General features: G+C 65.1%; 17 protein-coding genes. 8 read left to right on the top strand and 9 right to left on the bottom strand.

The window, feature by feature from the left end; genetic code table 11:
- Nucleotides 1-116: 116 nt before the first annotated feature.
- The 6 genes from NHG85_RS02620 to serB all read right to left on the bottom strand — a co-directional run bounded on the left by NHG85_RS02620 (nt 117) and on the right by serB (nt 4,592).
- Nucleotides 117-329, bottom strand: coding sequence for a hypervirulence associated TUDOR domain-containing protein (locus NHG85_RS02620; protein ID WP_253329549.1), 213 nt, complete (start codon nt 327-329; stop codon nt 117-119).
- Between the two features lie 56 nt (nt 330-385).
- Entirely contained in the window at nt 386-1,186 is an 801-nt protein-coding gene (locus NHG85_RS02615; RefSeq protein WP_253329547.1) for a hypothetical protein, read from the bottom strand.
- 40 nt (nt 1,187-1,226) lie between these two features.
- Nucleotides 1,227-2,414: a dual-specificity RNA methyltransferase RlmN gene (rlmN, locus tag NHG85_RS02610; protein WP_253329546.1), complete on the bottom strand. Its 1,188-nt coding sequence runs from the start codon at nt 2,412-2,414 to the stop codon at nt 1,227-1,229.
- A 111-nt stretch (nt 2,415-2,525) separates the two neighbouring features.
- Nucleotides 2,526-3,065 (bottom strand): invasion associated locus B family protein, encoded by a 540-nt coding sequence (locus NHG85_RS02605; RefSeq protein WP_253329544.1) that lies wholly within the window; start codon nt 3,063-3,065, stop codon nt 2,526-2,528.
- Between the two features lie 257 nt (nt 3,066-3,322).
- Nucleotides 3,323-3,646, bottom strand: a complete 324-nt coding sequence (locus NHG85_RS02600) for a YciI family protein (RefSeq protein ID WP_253329542.1) — start codon at nt 3,644-3,646, stop codon at nt 3,323-3,325.
- Nucleotides 3,647-3,719: 73 nt separating this feature from the next.
- The gene (gene serB / locus NHG85_RS02595) at nt 3,720-4,592 is read right to left on the bottom strand and encodes a phosphoserine phosphatase SerB (protein ID WP_253329541.1); all 873 of its coding nucleotides are present in this window, start codon (nt 4,590-4,592) and stop codon (nt 3,720-3,722) included.
- 159 nt (nt 4,593-4,751) lie between these two features.
- Between serB and NHG85_RS02590 the strand changes: the two genes are divergently transcribed.
- The 8 genes from NHG85_RS02590 (at nt 4,752) to NHG85_RS02555 (ending at nt 13,777) form a co-directional block, all read left to right on the top strand.
- The gene (locus NHG85_RS02590) at nt 4,752-5,906 is read left to right on the top strand and encodes a phosphoserine transaminase (protein WP_253329539.1); all 1,155 of its coding nucleotides are present in this window, start codon (nt 4,752-4,754) and stop codon (nt 5,904-5,906) included.
- 84 nt (nt 5,907-5,990) lie between these two features.
- Nucleotides 5,991-7,586 carry a phosphoglycerate dehydrogenase gene (gene serA / locus NHG85_RS02585; protein WP_253329537.1) on the top strand — a complete coding sequence of 532 codons (1,596 nt, stop codon included), beginning with the start codon at nt 5,991-5,993 and terminating at the stop codon, nt 7,584-7,586.
- A gap of 210 nt (nt 7,587-7,796) precedes the next feature.
- On the top strand, nt 7,797-8,849 hold the full coding sequence (mnmH, locus tag NHG85_RS02580; protein WP_253329535.1) for a tRNA 2-selenouridine(34) synthase MnmH: 1,053 nt from the start codon (nt 7,797-7,799) through the stop codon (nt 8,847-8,849).
- A gap of 52 nt (nt 8,850-8,901) precedes the next feature.
- Entirely contained in the window at nt 8,902-9,504 is a 603-nt protein-coding gene (pncA, locus tag NHG85_RS02575) for a bifunctional nicotinamidase/pyrazinamidase (RefSeq protein ID WP_253329533.1), read from the top strand.
- A 94-nt stretch (nt 9,505-9,598) separates the two neighbouring features.
- Complete coding sequence (locus tag NHG85_RS02570; RefSeq protein WP_253329531.1) at nt 9,599-11,344, top strand: carbamoyltransferase family protein; 1,746 nt, start codon at nt 9,599-9,601, stop codon at nt 11,342-11,344.
- On the top strand, nt 11,341-12,213 hold the full coding sequence (locus tag NHG85_RS02565; RefSeq protein WP_253329529.1) for a polysaccharide deacetylase family protein: 873 nt from the start codon (nt 11,341-11,343) through the stop codon (nt 12,211-12,213). The genes NHG85_RS02570 and NHG85_RS02565 overlap by 4 nt, the downstream gene beginning before the upstream one ends.
- A 10-nt stretch (nt 12,214-12,223) precedes the next feature.
- Nucleotides 12,224-13,513: a nicotinate phosphoribosyltransferase gene (gene pncB / locus NHG85_RS02560; RefSeq protein WP_253329526.1), complete on the top strand. Its 1,290-nt coding sequence runs from the start codon at nt 12,224-12,226 to the stop codon at nt 13,511-13,513.
- Nucleotides 13,514-13,537: 24 nt separating this feature from the next.
- Nucleotides 13,538-13,777, top strand: coding sequence for an Lrp/AsnC ligand binding domain-containing protein (locus tag NHG85_RS02555; RefSeq protein ID WP_099275511.1), 240 nt, complete (start codon nt 13,538-13,540; stop codon nt 13,775-13,777).
- Nucleotides 13,778-13,806: 29 nt separating this feature from the next.
- Here the strand turns inward: NHG85_RS02555 and NHG85_RS02550 are convergent, their stop codons facing one another.
- The 3 genes from NHG85_RS02550 to arfB all read right to left on the bottom strand — a co-directional run bounded on the left by NHG85_RS02550 (nt 13,807) and on the right by arfB (nt 15,879).
- On the bottom strand, nt 13,807-14,298 hold the full coding sequence (locus tag NHG85_RS02550; RefSeq protein ID WP_253329525.1) for a HEPN domain-containing protein: 492 nt from the start codon (nt 14,296-14,298) through the stop codon (nt 13,807-13,809).
- A gap of 256 nt (nt 14,299-14,554) precedes the next feature.
- Entirely contained in the window at nt 14,555-15,184 is a 630-nt protein-coding gene (locus tag NHG85_RS02545) for a DUF262 domain-containing protein (RefSeq protein ID WP_253329523.1), read from the bottom strand.
- Nucleotides 15,185-15,468: 284 nt separating this feature from the next.
- Nucleotides 15,469-15,879, bottom strand: a complete 411-nt coding sequence (arfB, locus tag NHG85_RS02540; protein ID WP_253329521.1) for an alternative ribosome rescue aminoacyl-tRNA hydrolase ArfB — start codon at nt 15,877-15,879, stop codon at nt 15,469-15,471.
- Nucleotides 15,880-16,019 lie beyond the last annotated feature (140 nt).

The raw sequence follows: 16,019 nt of genomic DNA, 5'->3' as shown, positions 1-16,019 counted from the left end.
TTGCGTATTTGAAGAAAGATGAAAGGGAGGGGCGCGCGCGGCACCGGGCCGGGCGCGCCCTTCTGTTCATCTTTCCATAAATACGCATGGCCTGTCGCTGGCCATGGCCGCGCGGCTCAGCCCTTGGAGAGCTCCGATCCGCTCTTGAGCACCTCGTCGCCATCCTCCTGCTCGATCAGATAGGCGGGCTCCTCCTCGCTGGCGTTGCGGGTGATCTCGGAGCCCTTGATCTTGCGGGTGATCTTTCGGGTGTAGACCTTGGTGACCTTGCCGGTCCCGGTGCCATTGGCCCAGTTCCACGTGACCTTGTCGCCTGTCGAATAGCTCATGGCCGTGCGCCCCTTTGTGGATGCACGGCCAACCCTTCGACGCGGCGGGCGGTTCCTCAGGCGGTCGCGCGGGGCGCGGGACGGCCGGGCTGGGCCGTGCGGGCCTGCGTCGCCGATTGCGCCAGCATGCGCAGCTCGGCCTGGTTGCGGCCGATCCGCATGCGCAGCGGCTCGGGCAGCTCCTGGGCCGTCTTGCCCTGCGCCTGCGCCGCGAGCTCGCGGGTCTGCGCCATCAGCGCCGTCGCCCGCATCTCGCGATTCGCCTTGGACTGTGCGGGCACGAGGAACATCGGCGTCAGCGTCTTCAGCTCGGGCTTTTCGGCCATCAGCGCCTCGTGGCCGGGCCGGTCCACGATCTCGGTGATCTCGTGGTGAAAGCCGATCTGGCCGGGCACCAGAACATAGGCCTGCAGGTTGCGGCTGGCGTTGCGCAGCCGCAGCACCGAATGCTCGACATGCATCTTCAGCGTGAAGGAGGCGACCGGCTTCAGGGGATCGAACGCCTTGGGCAGCACCTTCTGCGGCAGGCCCAGAAGGCGCGCCATGGCCTTGAGCACGTCGATCGAGGATTTCACGCCCAGCGCCTTGAGAAAGCGCTCGCCGGAGGTCTTCGAGGCGCTCTCGTTCTTTTCGAGCTGCGGGCCCTTGGGCACGTAGAAGGAGATGCCGTTGGCGAGCGGGATCGCGCCGGCCTTGGTCACCGGGCCGGTGGGCTTGCCCTCCTGCGCGCGGCCATCCCAGGCATAGACATCGCGCCACACCGCCCGCGCGACGATCGGATCGCCGAGGATCGCCTCGCGCAGATCCCCCTCCACAGCCGTCACGTCGAACTCGATCCCGTTGAGCTTGATCTTCACCGCTCTCTCCCCTCGGTGGCGCCGGTTTGTCCCGCGCGCCTTATCCCTGAACTTCGGCCGCGATCTGGGCGCGGCTCTTGCGCTGCCGCTCGGTCGCGGATTTCAGCTGGCCGCAGGCGGCCATGATGTCCTCGCCGCGCGGCGTGCGGATCGGGCTGGCGTAGCCCGCCTTGTAGATGATGTCGGCAAAGGCCCTAATGCGGTTGTTCGAGGACCGCTCGTAGGGCGAGCCGGGCCATTCGTTGAAGGGGATCAGGTTGATCTTGGCCGGGATGCCCTCGATCAGCTTCACCAGCCGATGCGCATCCTCGTCGCTGTCGTTGACGCCCTTGAGCATCACGTACTCAAACGTGATCCGCTCGGAATTCGACAGCCGCGGATAGGCCCTGAGCGCCTCCAGCAGCTTTTCGATGTTCCACTTCTTGTTGATCGGCACCAGCTTGTCGCGCACCTCGTCGGTGGTGGCGTGGAAGCTCACCGCCAGCATGCAGCCGATCTCCTCGGCGGTGCGGGCGATTTCGGGCACGACGCCGGAGGTCGAAAGCGTGATGCGGCGGCGCGACAGGGCGATGCCCTCGCCGTCCATGGCGATCTGCATCGCGTCGCGCACACCTTCGAAATTGTAGAGCGGCTCGCCCATGCCCATCAGCACGATGTTCGACAGAAGCCTGCGCTCTTCCTTGGGCACGCCCGGCCGCGGCCATTCGGCGAGATCGTCGCGCACGATCATCACCTGGCCGATGATCTCGCCCGGCGTCAGGTTGCGCACCAGCTTCTGGGTGCCGGTATGGCAAAAGGAGCAGGTCAGCGTGCAGCCGACCTGGGAGGAGATGCACAGCGTGCCGCGCTCGTCTTCGGGGATGTAGACCGTCTCGACCTCGTGCCCGCCCGCGATGCGCACGAGGTACTTGCGCGTGCCGTCGGTCGAGACCTGCCTGGAGACGATCTCGGGCAGCTCGATCACGAAGTTCGCGGCCAGGAGCTCGCGATACGGCTTGGCGAGGTTGGTCATCTCCTCGAAGCTGCGCACGCCCCAGTGGTAGATCCACTGCCAGAGCTGGTTCACCCGCATCTTGACCTGTTTCTCGGGCGTGCCGGCGGCGAGCAGCGCCTCGCGCAGCGCGGGCCGCGTCAGGCCGACGAGGTTGGGCAGGCCCTCGCGCGGCTTGCGCGGGATGGTCATCATGTCCTGGGTGATCGGAGCGGTCGGGGTGGCGGGGGCGGTCATCGGGGTACCTCGGGGCCGGGGGTGCCCGGCTCATATGGGAAAGCGGGCCCGGTCATCAAGGAAAACCGGCCCCGCTCTGGATGCAACATGCCGCGCCCTCGGGCGCGTATCTCAGCTGGCGCAGCGCTTGGACGCCTCTTCCACCGCGGCGGTGAAGCCCAGCAGCGAGAAGGTGTCCTTGGTCTGGGTGCCGCGGCCCGACATGCCGGTCAGCACCGCCTCGGCGCCGCGCTTCATCGCGGCGACGATCTCGGCGTCGTCCTGCGGCGTCGCGGGCCAGGCCCAATCGCCCTCGGTGAAGAGCTGGTAGTCGCTGCCGCCGACCTCGAGCGTCACGGTGGAGCCGGACGCGAAGGGATAGCCGCCGGTGAAGGTCACCTGGCCGTTCACGCCCTGTGCGGGGCGGTAGAACACGAAAAGCAGCGTCTCGCCGCGGTTCACGGTGACCGGCTGGCCGCCCTTGGTGTTGAGCTGGCTCTTGGGGGCCGAGACGCCGAAGCACTCGACCGGGTCGGTTTCCTGAAACACGCTCCAGTCGGTTTCCGCGGCGACGCGGTTCGACGCCTCCTGCGCGGCGGCGCTCGTGGCAGCGGCGGTGATCACCGCGCCCGCCGACAGGGTCCCGATCGCGCGGAATAGTCGTGACATCATGTAGCAGCCTCCAGCTGTCTGGCCTCTTGGGATGCCCCCGGCGCCTTTTCGACTGGAAGGGGCGGGTTCAACTCGATGAACAGAGGCTTATCAAGATTCCCGCCCCGTGGGAAAGCCCCGCACGGTCACATGTCTGCGCGGATATCCGCGCAGGAAGGGGGCTCGGCGCCCAGAAAAGGAACCGTGTCCCATCTGCCACGCCGGCCCCGCCAGCTGCGGCCCGCCCCTGTTCGGCGTCGAACGGGGCGGGGCCGCACTCACATCTCGATGGCCTCGCAGACCTCGACGCGACCGCCATCCGCGACCATGGGGCAGCCCTTGGCCATCTCGATCGCGGCGTCGATGTCGGGTGCCGTGACGATGGTGTAGCCATAGACCGGGTCGGCGCCGCCGTCGTCGGTCACGCCGTCCCGGCTCACGGTATGGGATTTGCCCGCCGGCGCGCCCTCGTCCGAGATGTGCTCGCGGATGCCGTCCATCCAGCCCTGCCAGCGCGCCATCGCCTCGCGGCCCGCCTCCTCGCCTTCGGGCAGGCTCATGCCGTTGCCGTGATAGATATACATGAAACGCTTGTCGGCCATGTCGGTCTCCCCCAAATGACAGGGCGATGTTGCCCCTGCGTCAGTCTCGGTCAGGAGGCCGATTCGAGCAAGATCAAATAGTGAACATTTCCTTGCGGTAGCCTTGGATATAAAGCAGCGCCGTCAGGTCGCCGTGGTTCACCCGGACCTCGCATTGCCCGGCCACGACCGGCTTGGCGTGCAGCGCCACGCCCGTCCCTGCGAGCCCGAGCATGCCCAGATCATTGGCGCCGTCGCCCACCGCGATGACGTCTTCGGGCGTGATGCCGAGCCGGGCGGTGATCTCGTGGAGCGCCTGCACCTTGGCCTCCCGGCCGAGAATCGGTCGCGCCACATCGCCGGTGAGCCTGCCGCCCGCCGAGAGCAGCGTGTTGGCGCGGTGCTCGTCGAAGCCGAGCGCCTCGGCCACCTTTTCGGTGAAGGCGGTGAAGCCGCCGGAGACCAGCGCGGCGTGGCCGCCATTGGCCTTCATCGTGGCGATCAGCGCGCGCCCGCCGGGCATATGGGTGATCCGGCTTTCCAGCACGCAGGCGATCACGGCCTCGTCGAGATCGCGCAGCAGCCCGACCCGCTCGATCAGCGCGCCCTCGAAATCGAGCTCGCCGTTCATCGCCCGCGCGGTGATCTCGGCCACGCGTTCGCCCACCCCCGCCTCGGCGGCCAGCTCGTCGATGCATTCCTGCTCGATCATGGTACTGTCCATGTCCGCGAGCAGCATCTTCTTGCGCCGCCCTTCGGTCTTCTGGACCACCAGATCGACGCCGCTTTTCTGCAGCTCGGCCCAGACATCCCAGCGGTTGCCCGACACCTCGGGCAGGCCGAACTCCACCGCCTCGCCGGGCGCGAGCCAGTCGAGCGCCGCGCCGCCCCATGCGCTGCGGAGATTCTCGGCAAGCTGCGGATCGAGCGGGGTGCCGGGGGCGGAGAGGAGGAGCGCGGTGAACATGGGCGAAAGTTTCCGATAGTGGCGCGGGACGGCCCGCTTGCGACATTTGGCGCTGCCTTAGCGGCAATTTGCATGTTGTGAAAGCGCGGGGCAGGGCGTATCTGCGGCGGCGGGACACCTCTCCCCAACGAGAGGCGCTTATCTGCAAGGATACCAGCAATGGTCAGCACGACTCCGGACGTTCGTCCGTCGAATCCGCGATTCTCCTCCGGCCCCTGCGCCAAACCCCCCCAGTGGACTCTCGACAAGCTCGCCGATGCGCCGCTCGGCCGCTCGCACCGCGCCGCCGTGGGCAAGTCCAAGCTCGCCGCCGCGATCGACGAGACGCGCGAGATCCTCGGCATCCCCGCCGATTACCGCATCGGCATCGTGCCCGCCTCGGACACCGGCGCCGTCGAGATGGCGATGTGGTCGATGCTCGGGGCGCGCCCCGCGACCATGGTCGCCTGGGAAAGCTTCGGCGCGGGCTGGGTCACCGACGTGGTCAAGCAGCTCAAGATCGAGGCCGAGGTGAAGACCGCCGAGTACGGCCGGATCGTCGACATGGCGAGCCTGGACTACGACACCGACGTCGTCTTCACCTGGAACGGCACCACTTCGGGCGTGCGCGTGGCCTCGGGCGACGCGATCCCGAGCGACCGCGAAGGCCTGACCATCTGCGACGCCACCTCGGCCGCCTTCGCGCAGGACCTGCCCTGGGACAAGCTCGATGTCACCACCTTCTCCTGGCAGAAGGTGATGGGCGGCGAGGCAGCACACGGCATGCTGATCCTCTCCCCCCGCGCCGTCGAGCGTCTGGAGAGCTACACCCCTGCATGGCCGCTGCCCAAGATCTTCCGCATGACCAAGGGCGGCAAGCTGATCGAGGGCATCTTCAAGGGCGAGACGATCAACACGCCCTCGATGCTCTGCGTCGAGGATTACCTCGTGGCGCTCGACTGGGCGCGTGAGGTCGGCGGGCTGGAGGGGCTCAAGGCCCGCGCCAACGCCAACGCGCAGGCCATCTGGGATTTCTGCGACGCCCGGGACTGGATCGCCAACCTCGCCGAGGACGAGGCGACGCGCTCGAACACCTCCGTTTGCCTGAAGTTCACCGATGAGCGCGTCAAGGACGGCGCGGCGTTCGCCAAGGCGGTGGCCAAGCGGCTCGAAAAGGAGGGCGTAGCCCTCGACATCGGCGCTTACCGCGACGCGCCCGCGGGGCTGCGCATCTGGTGCGGCGCCACGGTCGAGACCTCCGACATCGAGGCGATGCTGCCCTGGCTCGACTGGGCCTTCGAGGCCGAGATCGCGGCGCAGGCCGAAGCCGCCTGATCCCCTTTCAGGGGCGCGCAGGGCGCGCCCCGTCATCCCTATTTCTCCGGACGCATTCCGTCCGACCGCCACAGGAGCATCCAAATGCCCAAGGTTCTGATTTCCGACGCCCTCTCCGACGCCGCCGTGCAGATCTTCCGCGATCGCGGCATCGAGGTCGACTTCCAGCCCAAGCTCGGCAAGGACAAGGAAAAGCTCGCCGAGATCATCGGCAATTACGACGGCCTCGCGATCCGCTCGGCCACCAAGGCGACCGAGAAGCTGATCGAGCGCGCCGCCAACCTCAAGGTCATCGGCCGCGCCGGCATCGGTGTCGACAATGTCGACATCCCGGCCGCGTCGAAGAAGGGCATCATCGTGATGAACACGCCCTTCGGCAACTCCATCACCACCGCCGAGCACGCGATCTCCATGCTGATGGCCGTCGCCCGCCAGATCCCCGAGGCCAACGCCTCGACCCATGCGGGCAAGTGGGAAAAGTCGCGCTTCATGGGCGTCGAGGTCACCGGCAAGACGCTGGGCGTGATCGGCGCGGGCAACATCGGCTCGATCGTGATCGACCGCGCGCATGGTCTGAAGATGAAGGTCGTGGCCTATGACCCCTTCCTGTCGGAGGAGCGCGCGACCGAGATCGGCGTCGAGAAGGTCGAGCTCGACGCGCTTCTGGGCCGGGCGGACTTCATCACGCTGCACGTGCCCCTGACCGATCAGACGCGCAACATCCTCTCCAAGGAGAACATCGCCAAGCTCAAGCCCAACGTGCGCATCGTCAATTGCGCCCGCGGCGGGCTGGTGGACGAGGCGGCGCTGGCCGAGGCGATCACGGAAGGTCGGGTGGCCGGTGCGGCCTTCGACGTCTTCGCCGAGGAGCCCGCGACCGCCTCGCCGCTGTTCAACCTGCCCAACGTCGTCGTCACGCCGCACCTTGGTGCCGCGACGAGCGAGGCGCAGGAGAACGTGGCGCTGCAGGTGGCCGAGCAGATGTCGGACTACCTGCTGACGGGTGCTGTGACCAACGCGATCAACATGCCCTCGATCAGCGCCGAAGAGGCCAAGATCATGGGCCCGTGGATCGGCCTCTCGGGCCATCTGGGCAACTTCATCGGCCAGATGACCGACGAGCCGATCAAGTCGATCAACATCCTTTACGACGGCGTCGTCTCGGAGATGAACCTCGCGGCGCTGAACTCGGCGCTGGTCGCGGGCATCATGCGCAAGGTGAACCCGGACGTGAACATGGTCTCGGCCCCGGTGATCGCCAAGGAGCGCGGCATCCAGATCGCCACCACCAAGCAGGATCAGTCGGGCACCTTCGAGGGCTACGTCAAGGTGACCGTGACCACCGACACGCGCGAGCGTTCGGTCGCGGGCACGGTGTTCTCGGACGGCAAGCCGCGCTTCATCCAGATCAAGGGCATCAACATCGACGCCGAGATCGGCCGCCACATGGTCTATACCACCAACAAGGACGTGCCGGGCATCATCGGCGTTCTGGGCACCACCATGGGCGAGAACGGCGTGAACATCGCCAACTTCACCCTTGGCCGCAACGACCGCGCCGGGGAGGCGATCGCGATCCTCTATGCCGACGAGGCGGTCTCCGAGGACGTGCTGCAAAAGCTGCGGGACACCGGCAAATTCCAGCAGGTCAAGGCGCTGACCTTCGACGTCGAGGACTGATTCTTTCCGAAGGCACAGGGGCAGGGGGCCGCGGTCGCACGCCGCGGCCCCTTCGTCGTTCCCGGCCCCGATGGGGCGACATGCGTATTTGAGGAAAGATGAAAGGGGCGGTGCGCCCCATGGTTCATCTTTCTCCAAATACGCAGATCCCGCCCGCGCGGCCGAGCGCGCTGCTTCCCGCGCGGGCGCGGGCGCTGTAGAGAGGCCCGCATGAGCATGCGTTTCGACACCATCCCCGCCTTTCTCGACCACGGCTTCGACGACGTGATCGACGTGCGCAGCCCGGCCGAGTTCGCCGAGGACCACGTGCCCGGCGCGATCAACCTGCCCGTGCTGTCGAACGCCGAGCGGGCCGAGGTCGGCACGATCTACAAGCAGGTCTCGCCCTTTGATGCGCGCAAGATCGGTGCGGCGATCGTGTCGCGCAACGCCGCCGATCACATCGCGGGGCCGCTGGCGGACCGTGAATATCGCTGGCGCCCCCTGGTCTATTGCTGGCGCGGCGGGCAGCGGTCGAACTCCTTCGCCTCGATCCTGAGCCAGATCGGCTGGCGCGCCGAGGTGGTCGAGGGGGGCTACCAGACATGGCGCCGTCTCGTGCACGGGGCGCTCTACGATGCGGCGCTGCCGCACCGCCTCGTGCTGCTCGACGGCTTTACCGGAACCGCCAAGACCGCGCTTTTGCCGCTGGTGGAAGCGCGTGGCGGCCAGGTGCTCGATCTCGAAGGGCTGGCCAATCATCGCGGCTCGCTCCTGGGCGGCGATCCGGCCGAGCAGCCCGCGCAGAAGGGGTTCGAGAGCGCGCTCGCCGAGCGGCTGGCCCGGCTCGACCCCGATCGCCCGATCCTCGTCGAGGCCGAAAGCTCCAAGATCGGCCGGATCACCCTGCCGCCCGCGCTCTGGGCGCTGATGACCCGCGCGCCGCGGATCGAGATCACCGCGCCGATCGAGGCGCGCGCGGCGTTCCTTGCGCAGGCCTACGAAGATGTCAGCGCCGATCCCGCCCGGCTGTCGGCACTGCTCGACCAGCTGCGCGCCTACCGCGGCCACGAGGTGGTCGATGGCTGGCAGAAGCTTCTGGCCGAAGGGCGCATGGTCGAGCTGTCGGCCGCCTTGATGACCGAGCATTACGATCCGGCCTATGCCCGGTCGCGCGCCGCGCATGCGCCGGTCTTCTCTGCCCATGTCGCGGCCGAAACGCTCGATGCGCCGGGGCTCGAGCGCGCGGCGGATGCCATCGCGGCGGCGATGCGCGGCATTTGACGAGGCCGGGCGCATGGGCTTACCTCGGCCGCAGGAACCCGAGGAGACCCCCATGCGCCCAGCCCACGAGGCATTGATCGTCATCGACATGCAGAACGACTTCTGCCCCGGCGGCGCGCTGGCGGTGGCGGAGGGCGACACGATCGTCCCCGGCATCAACGCGCTGATGGAAGAGTTTCGCGCCGTGGTGCTGACGCAGGACTGGCATCCGGCCGATCACCTCTCCTTTGCCAGCCAGCACGCCGGCGCGGCGCCGATGTCGATGACCGAGATGCCCTACGGCCCACAGGTGCTCTGGCCCGATCACTGCGTGCAAGGCAGCCCCGGCGCCGCCTTTCACCCCGATCTGCGGACCGATGCCGACCTGATCATCCGCAAGGGGTTTCGCCGCGAGATCGACAGCTACTCGGCCTTTTTCGAGAACGATCATGCCACCCCCACCGGGCTGCACGGCTACCTCGCCGAGCGCGGCATCACCGCGATCACCCTCGTTGGGCTCGCCACTGATTTCTGCGTGAACTACTCGGCGCTCGACGGGGCGCGGCTCGGTTATGATGTGACGGTCATCGAGCGGCTGTCGCGCGGCATCGACCTCGACGGGTCGTTCGATGCCGCGCGGCGGGCCATGGCGGCGGCGGGGGTGACGCTGGCCTGACGCCCCGGCCGGGTGGTGCGGCTTGCCAAGGCGCGGGGCGGTTGGTTTAACCGCCCCTGATGCGGCTCTGCGCATCGGTAGGGCGGAGCATGCCGTGTATATCCTTGGACTGGCGACGATGGGGGCGAGCGCGGCCTGCCTGTTTCGCGACGGCACGCTCATCGCCGCCGTCGAGGAAGAGCGGCTGAGCCGGATCAAGAACGACGGCGCCTTTCCAAGCCGGGCCATCGCCGAATGCCTGCGGATCGCGGGGATCGGCATCGAGGATGTCCACGAGATCGCCGTCTACTGGCAGCCCTGGCGCCTGCGTCGCCGCGCCATGGGCACGCTGGGCAAGGCGCTGGGCGGGGCGGACGCGATGCGCGGCGTGGCCGCGCGCATCAATACCTTCTTCCTGCGCCGCGCGGGCGATGCGGAGCGTCCCGAGGACACCGGCTCGTGGCGTCACCTGTTCCGGCTGCGCGCCATGATCACGCGCGAGATCGGGCCGACCCGCGCCCGCATCCGGTTTCACGACCACCACGCCAGCCACCAGCGCTATGCCGAGGCGATGATCGACCCCGGCGAGCTGATCTCGCTGAGCTATGACGGCGGTGGAGAGAGCGCCTCGACCGTGGTCACCGTGGTCGGCGAGGGCGGGCGCAAACGGGTCTCGACCCATGACTGGCCCAATTCGCTGGGCCATTTCTATTCGACCTTCACCGGCTATCTCGGCTTTCGGATGCTCGAGGGCGAATACAAGATGATGGGGCTCGCCCCTTACGGCACACCGCGCTGGAAGGAGGCGCTGCTCGACCACGTGCTGAAGCTGGAGCCGGGCGGGCGCTACCGGCTCGACACAGGGCTGTGCGATTATCACGCCGCACTTCAGGGCCGGTTTCCGGCGCGGCTGGCCGAGCTGTTCTGCGCCCCCCGCGCGCCCGACGAGGCGCCGAGCACGGATCACATCGACCTCGCCGCCAGCGTGCAGGCGGCGCAGGAGGCGGCGCTCGACCATATCCTCGCACCCCTGCGCGACAGCCATCCGCAGATCCGCCGCCTCGTCGTCTCGGGCGGCTGCGCGCTCAACGTCACCGCCAATGGCAAGCTGATCGAGAGCGGCCGCTTCGACCGCGTCGCCATCCCGCCCGCGCCGCATGACGCGGGCTGCGCCATCGGGGCCGCGATGCTGAGCCTGCCCACCGGCGTCGATACCGTGTCGCTGCGCAGCCCCTATCTCGGCGCGGGCTACACCGCCGCCGAGATCGAGACGGCGCTCGCGCCGCATCTCCTCCGATTGCCCGAGCCGCTCTCCGACGAGAACCTCGTGGCAAAGGTGGCCGGGCTGCTGGAGGGCGGGCGGATCATCGCGTGGTTCCAGGGCCGGGCCGAGTTCGGTCCCCGGGCGCTGGGGGCGCGCTCTTTTCTCGCCGATCCGCGCCGCGACGAGATCCGCGAGGACATCAACGTTAAGATCAAGAAACGCGAGCTGTTCCGCCCCTTTGCCCCCTCGGTGACCGAGGAGGCCGCGCCCGATTTCTTCGAGATCGACCAGCCCAGCCCCTATATGAACATCGTCGCACGGGTGCGACCCGAGCGGCGGGCCGAGATCCCGGCGGTGACCCATACCGACGGCACGGCGCGGGTGCATGCGGTGCCGTGCGCGGCCAACCCGCTCTATCACGCGCTGCTGTCCGAGTTCGGCCGCCGCAGCGGCGTGCCGGTGTTGCTCAACACCTCGTTCAACATCCAGGAGCCGATCGTCTACGATCCGGGCCAGGCGCTCGCTACCTTCCGCGCCTCGGGCGTCGATGCGCTGGCGATCGGGCCCTATCTCGTGACGCGGGAGATGCTGGCATGAACGGGATGTTCCTCAGCATCGATTTCGAGGATTTCGCGCATGATCTGAAGCGCGACCTGCGCCTGTGGGAAACCGGCCCGCTGCGCATCGACCGGCTCTGGGAGGGCTTCGAGGCGATCGAGACCTTTCTCGAAGCGCAGGGCGGCGCGCGCGTCACCTTCTTTTGCACTGGCGTCATCGCCGACCAGGCCCCCGACCTCATCGCCCATATCGCAAGCCGGGGCCATGAGATCGCCTGCCACGCGCATTACCACGACACGCTCGACCGGATGGAGGCGGCGGAGGTCGACCGGGCGCTGGGCCGTGCCAGGACGGCTCTGGAGGCGGCGGCCAACCGTGAGGTCACCGGGTTTCGCGCCCCCAAGTTCCGGATCGACAAGACCGGCCCCGATCAATACCGCGCCGTCGAGCGCCGCTTTGCCTATGACAGCTCGCTCAACGCGGGCTCGGTGGCGCAGGTGGCGGCGTTCCGCGCGGCGATGGGGCTCTCCACACTGCGCTTGCTGCCGATCTATCGCGGTCAGGCCGTGCCCGGCCTGCCGCCGCTCAATCTCGGGGGCAGCTATCTCAAGCTCTTTCCCGCCCGCGTGGCCGACCGGCTGGTCGCGGGGGCGCAGGCGGCGGGCTTCACGCCGCATGTCTACCTGCACCCTTACGAGTTTCTCAGCTCCGGCGCCTTCGAGCTGACGCGCGCCGAGCTTGCCCCTCTCGGGCCTCGCAAGCAGCTCTTCTGGCTGACGCGCCAGGCCCAATGGCACCGCGTCGGCAATGCCGGCCTGCCCGCAAAGCTCGGCCGCCTCGCCTCCACCCTCGGCCTCGGGGGGCGTTTGTGCGACAATCTCGACGCCGCCGATCCGCTGGCCGCCTGAAGGAAGATCCATGGTCGACATCGCCACCCGCGTCTGGAACCACAAGTGGAAGATCGACCCGATCGTCCGCTCCCTGATCGACACCGATTTCTACAAGCTGCTGATGTGCCAGTCGGTGTTTCGCAACCACCGCGACACGAACGTCACCTTCAGCCTGATCAACCGCACCAAATCCATCCGCCTTGCCGATCTGATCGACGAGGGCGAGCTGCGCGAACAGCTTGACCACATCCGCTCGCTCTCGCTGAGCCGGGGTGAAAGCACATGGCTGCGCGGCAATACCTTCTATGGCAAGCGGCAGATGTTCACGCCCGAATTCATGGAATGGTTCGAGAACCTCCGCCTGCCGCCCTATCACCTCGAGAAGCGCGACGGGCAATACGAGCTGACCTTCGAAGGCAAATGGCCCGAGGTGATGCTGTGGGAGATCCCGGCGCTGGCGGTGCTGATGGAGCTGCGCTCGCGCGCCGTGCTCGACGACATGGGCCGGTTCGAGCTTCAGGTGCTCTATGCCCGCGCCATGACCCGCACATGGGAAAAGGTCGAACGCCTGCGCGGCACGCCGGGGCTGCGCATCGCCGATTTCGGCACGCGCCGCCGCCACAGCTTTTTGTGGCAGGACTGGTGCGTGCAGGCGATGCTCGAAGGCATGGGCCCGGCCTTCACCGGCACCTCGAACTGCCTCATCGCCAAGAACCGCGATCTGGAGGCCATTGGCACCAATGCGCATGAGCTGCCCATGGTCTATGCAGCACTTGCCGAGACCGACGCCGAGCTGGCCGAGGCACCCTACAAGGTGCTGGCCGACTGGCACGACGAGCACGAGGGCAACCTGCGCGTCATCCTGCCCGACACCTACGGCACCGAAGGCTTTCTGGAGCGCGCGCCCGACTGGCTCGCCGGCTGGACCGGCATCCGCATCGACAGCGGCGACCCGGCGACGGGGGCCGAAACGGCGATCGCATGGTGGAAGGCGCGCGGCGAGGACCCGCGCGACAAGCTGGTGATCTTCTCCGACGGGCTCGACGCCGACAAGATCCTCGACCTGCACGCCCGCTTCTCGGGCCGGGTGCGGGTCAGCTTCGGCTGGGGCACCATGCTGACCAACGACTTCAAGGGGCTGGCGGGCGACGCGCTCGCGCCCTTCAGCCTTGTCTGCAAGGCCATCGCCGCCGAGGGGCGGCCCACCGTGAAGCTTTCGGACAACCCCGAAAAGGCGATGGGGCCGCCGTCCGAGATCGCCCGCTACAAGCGCGTCTTCGGCGTCGGCCCGCAGGACGCCATCCCCGTCACCGTCTGACCCAGCCACGAGAAGGCCCATCCCATGTCGCTACCGCTCTTCGTCCAGATCCGCTGCACCCCCGGCACCACCTACAAGGTCGCCGATGCCATCGCCCTGAAGGAAATCCACTCCGAGCTCTACTCGACCTCCGGCGCCTTCGATCTTCTGGTGAAAATTTATGTGCCCGAGGGTGAGGATATCGGGATGTATCTCAACGAGCATCTGATGGGCATCGAGGGGATCGAACGGACGCTGACGACGCAGACGTTTCGGGTGTTTTGAAATATAGAAATATGCCTACGGCGATTCCATTAGTGACCATTTAGGAAGTGATTGAATATACGGGTGGTTACGCCAGTATACGCTCTGTAGTAGTTCTCAAGTTTTGATGTCGATATGCTTATATGCTGACGTTTTCGATGGGCAATTGTGATGCGATCATCTATTAGGTTATCGATGTGGTTTCGCTCTAATTCCAAGGTGCCATCCCAGTCAGCTTTAAGGCTTCTTTCGAAGTCATCATCAAACAGTCCAATTAGCTCTAGTATCTTTAAGCTCTTTGGGTTCTGGTAGCTTTCGCAGACCTTTTCAATGGATCGGTGGATTCTGTTTTCTGACTTTCGCCGCCCATACGTCACAAAGATCTTTTTTAGGGACTGTTCGAGGCTTCCACATATGTTGATGCAGAGCTGCTGGCATCCCATGGCGTATATTTCATCAGGTATTTTTCCAGCTTCTCTTTTTAAAGAATCTAGTTGAAACTTTAGTCGGTCAAACTCAGATTGCATTTCTTGACGGTTCATGCTGCACCGAACGCTGAGCGAGACTCCTCAATACGTTTTTTGACGTTCTCTTCGTCAGCGGTAGCTCGAACATAGCCTTCCTTAAATCTTTCGTTGTCTAGATGTTCAAAATATATGGCCGATGCTTCTTCGTTAGTTAGCGGTGCGCCTGAATTTAATCTAATGGCAATCGCAGAAGCTACTGCATCTAGAACAGCTGTGTTCAGGGATCGATCTGGACGAAATGGTTTGTCGCCGAGAGCAGCGCGACAAAAACTCATAGTTCGTTAAATATTTCTTTGTATGGGATGAGTTCATTTCCGTCGAGGTATCGCTTGCTTTTCATGAAGTCATTCAGGAATCGTTTCATCGGCGATTCGTAGTCCGAGGCCTTTTCAACGAAGGCGAAAAACCTAAGTATAACTTCTATATCTTTCAGTCTTTTGCTTGTCGCTCCGTAAATTGACCTCCAGTCAGCATTGCGGTTCATCTCGTGAAGAAATTCATTGAATGGACCATGGCAAATGCAAGATCGGATTTCTTGAGGCGATAGCTTTACTCCGCCAGTATTGATTCTTTCGAAAACTTCGTAGACGCTGTTTATTTCGCCCTCCGGAAGATCCTGCTTGAAAACAGTAGCGTGTACGACGGAGTCGTCTAAGCGAGCTTTGTCAGCGTCTGGCAAGGTCTCATAGGTGAGGGTATTCCATTGGGAATCTAAACCAGTTAAGGAAAATTGCTTTCCGTTTATCACCCCTTTGTAAAAATAAGTTAACGTTTTCAGTCGCTGTTGCCCGTCAATAACTAAATGCTTACCTGTTTCAGATTCTTTAAATAGAAATATTCCGGGAACTGGAAGCCCGAGAAGTAAAGATTCAATAAATCTAGAGGATTGGTCTGAGACCAAACAAACTGCCTTTGGAAATGTGGGACGTAGAATAACTCTTTCGTCATTCTCGCAACTAGCATCTCTACTGGGTAGTCAACGCCAAAGGAAGAAATCGAGAATAGATTCGAGCTTGAGGAGGTGTCTTCATCCGCATCGTCTACGTTCTCAAGTTCTTCTACAATTTCCTTGTACTCTTGGAGTTCATCAGTCACGGCCGGTCATCCTCAATGCTTGTACATCGTAGTACATCTTCAATTAGAAGTACCTGTAAAGTACCTCTAAGTTGCAGAGCACATGAATTGTTATGGATCGCGGCGCAACGCCTTCACCTCGCCGCGCTGCTTCTTCGCCTCCAGCCGCCGCCTGACGCTCCCCTTGGTCGGCTTCGTCGGCACCCTTCGCTTCGGCACATGCACTGCCGCACGGATCAGCTCGGCCAGCCGTTCGCGGGCGATCTCGCGGTTGCGGGGTTGGTGGCGGGTGTCCTGCACGAAAATCAGCACCGCTCCGTCATTGGTCCAGCGCCGCCCGGCGAGCCGCTTCAGCCGCCGTTTGACCGGATCGGGCAGGTTGGGCGAGCGCTCCGCCTCGAAGCGCAGCTCGACCGCGGTGCTGACCTTGTTGACGTTCTGCCCGCCGGGGCCCGAGGCGCGGGTGAACTGCTCGGTCAGCTCCCAATCCTCGATCGTGATGCGGTCGTCGATCCTCAGCATGCGTCCCTCCCCGCGTTCGGGCCACAGATAGCGCGGGGCCGCGCGAGATACAAAAAGGGCCGTTCCCGGCGATGGGGAACGACCCTTCGAAGTTCAGGAGGTGGGTCGGTTAGACCGAGGTCCACCTGGGGTCACCAGCG

The organism is Limimaricola litoreus (genome assembly GCF_024159025.1).
Lineage (GTDB): Bacteria > Pseudomonadota > Alphaproteobacteria > Rhodobacterales > Rhodobacteraceae > Limimaricola > Limimaricola litoreus.
The sequence above is the reverse complement of the archived record's forward strand: the minus strand, read 5'-3'. Positions and strand labels throughout refer to the sequence as shown.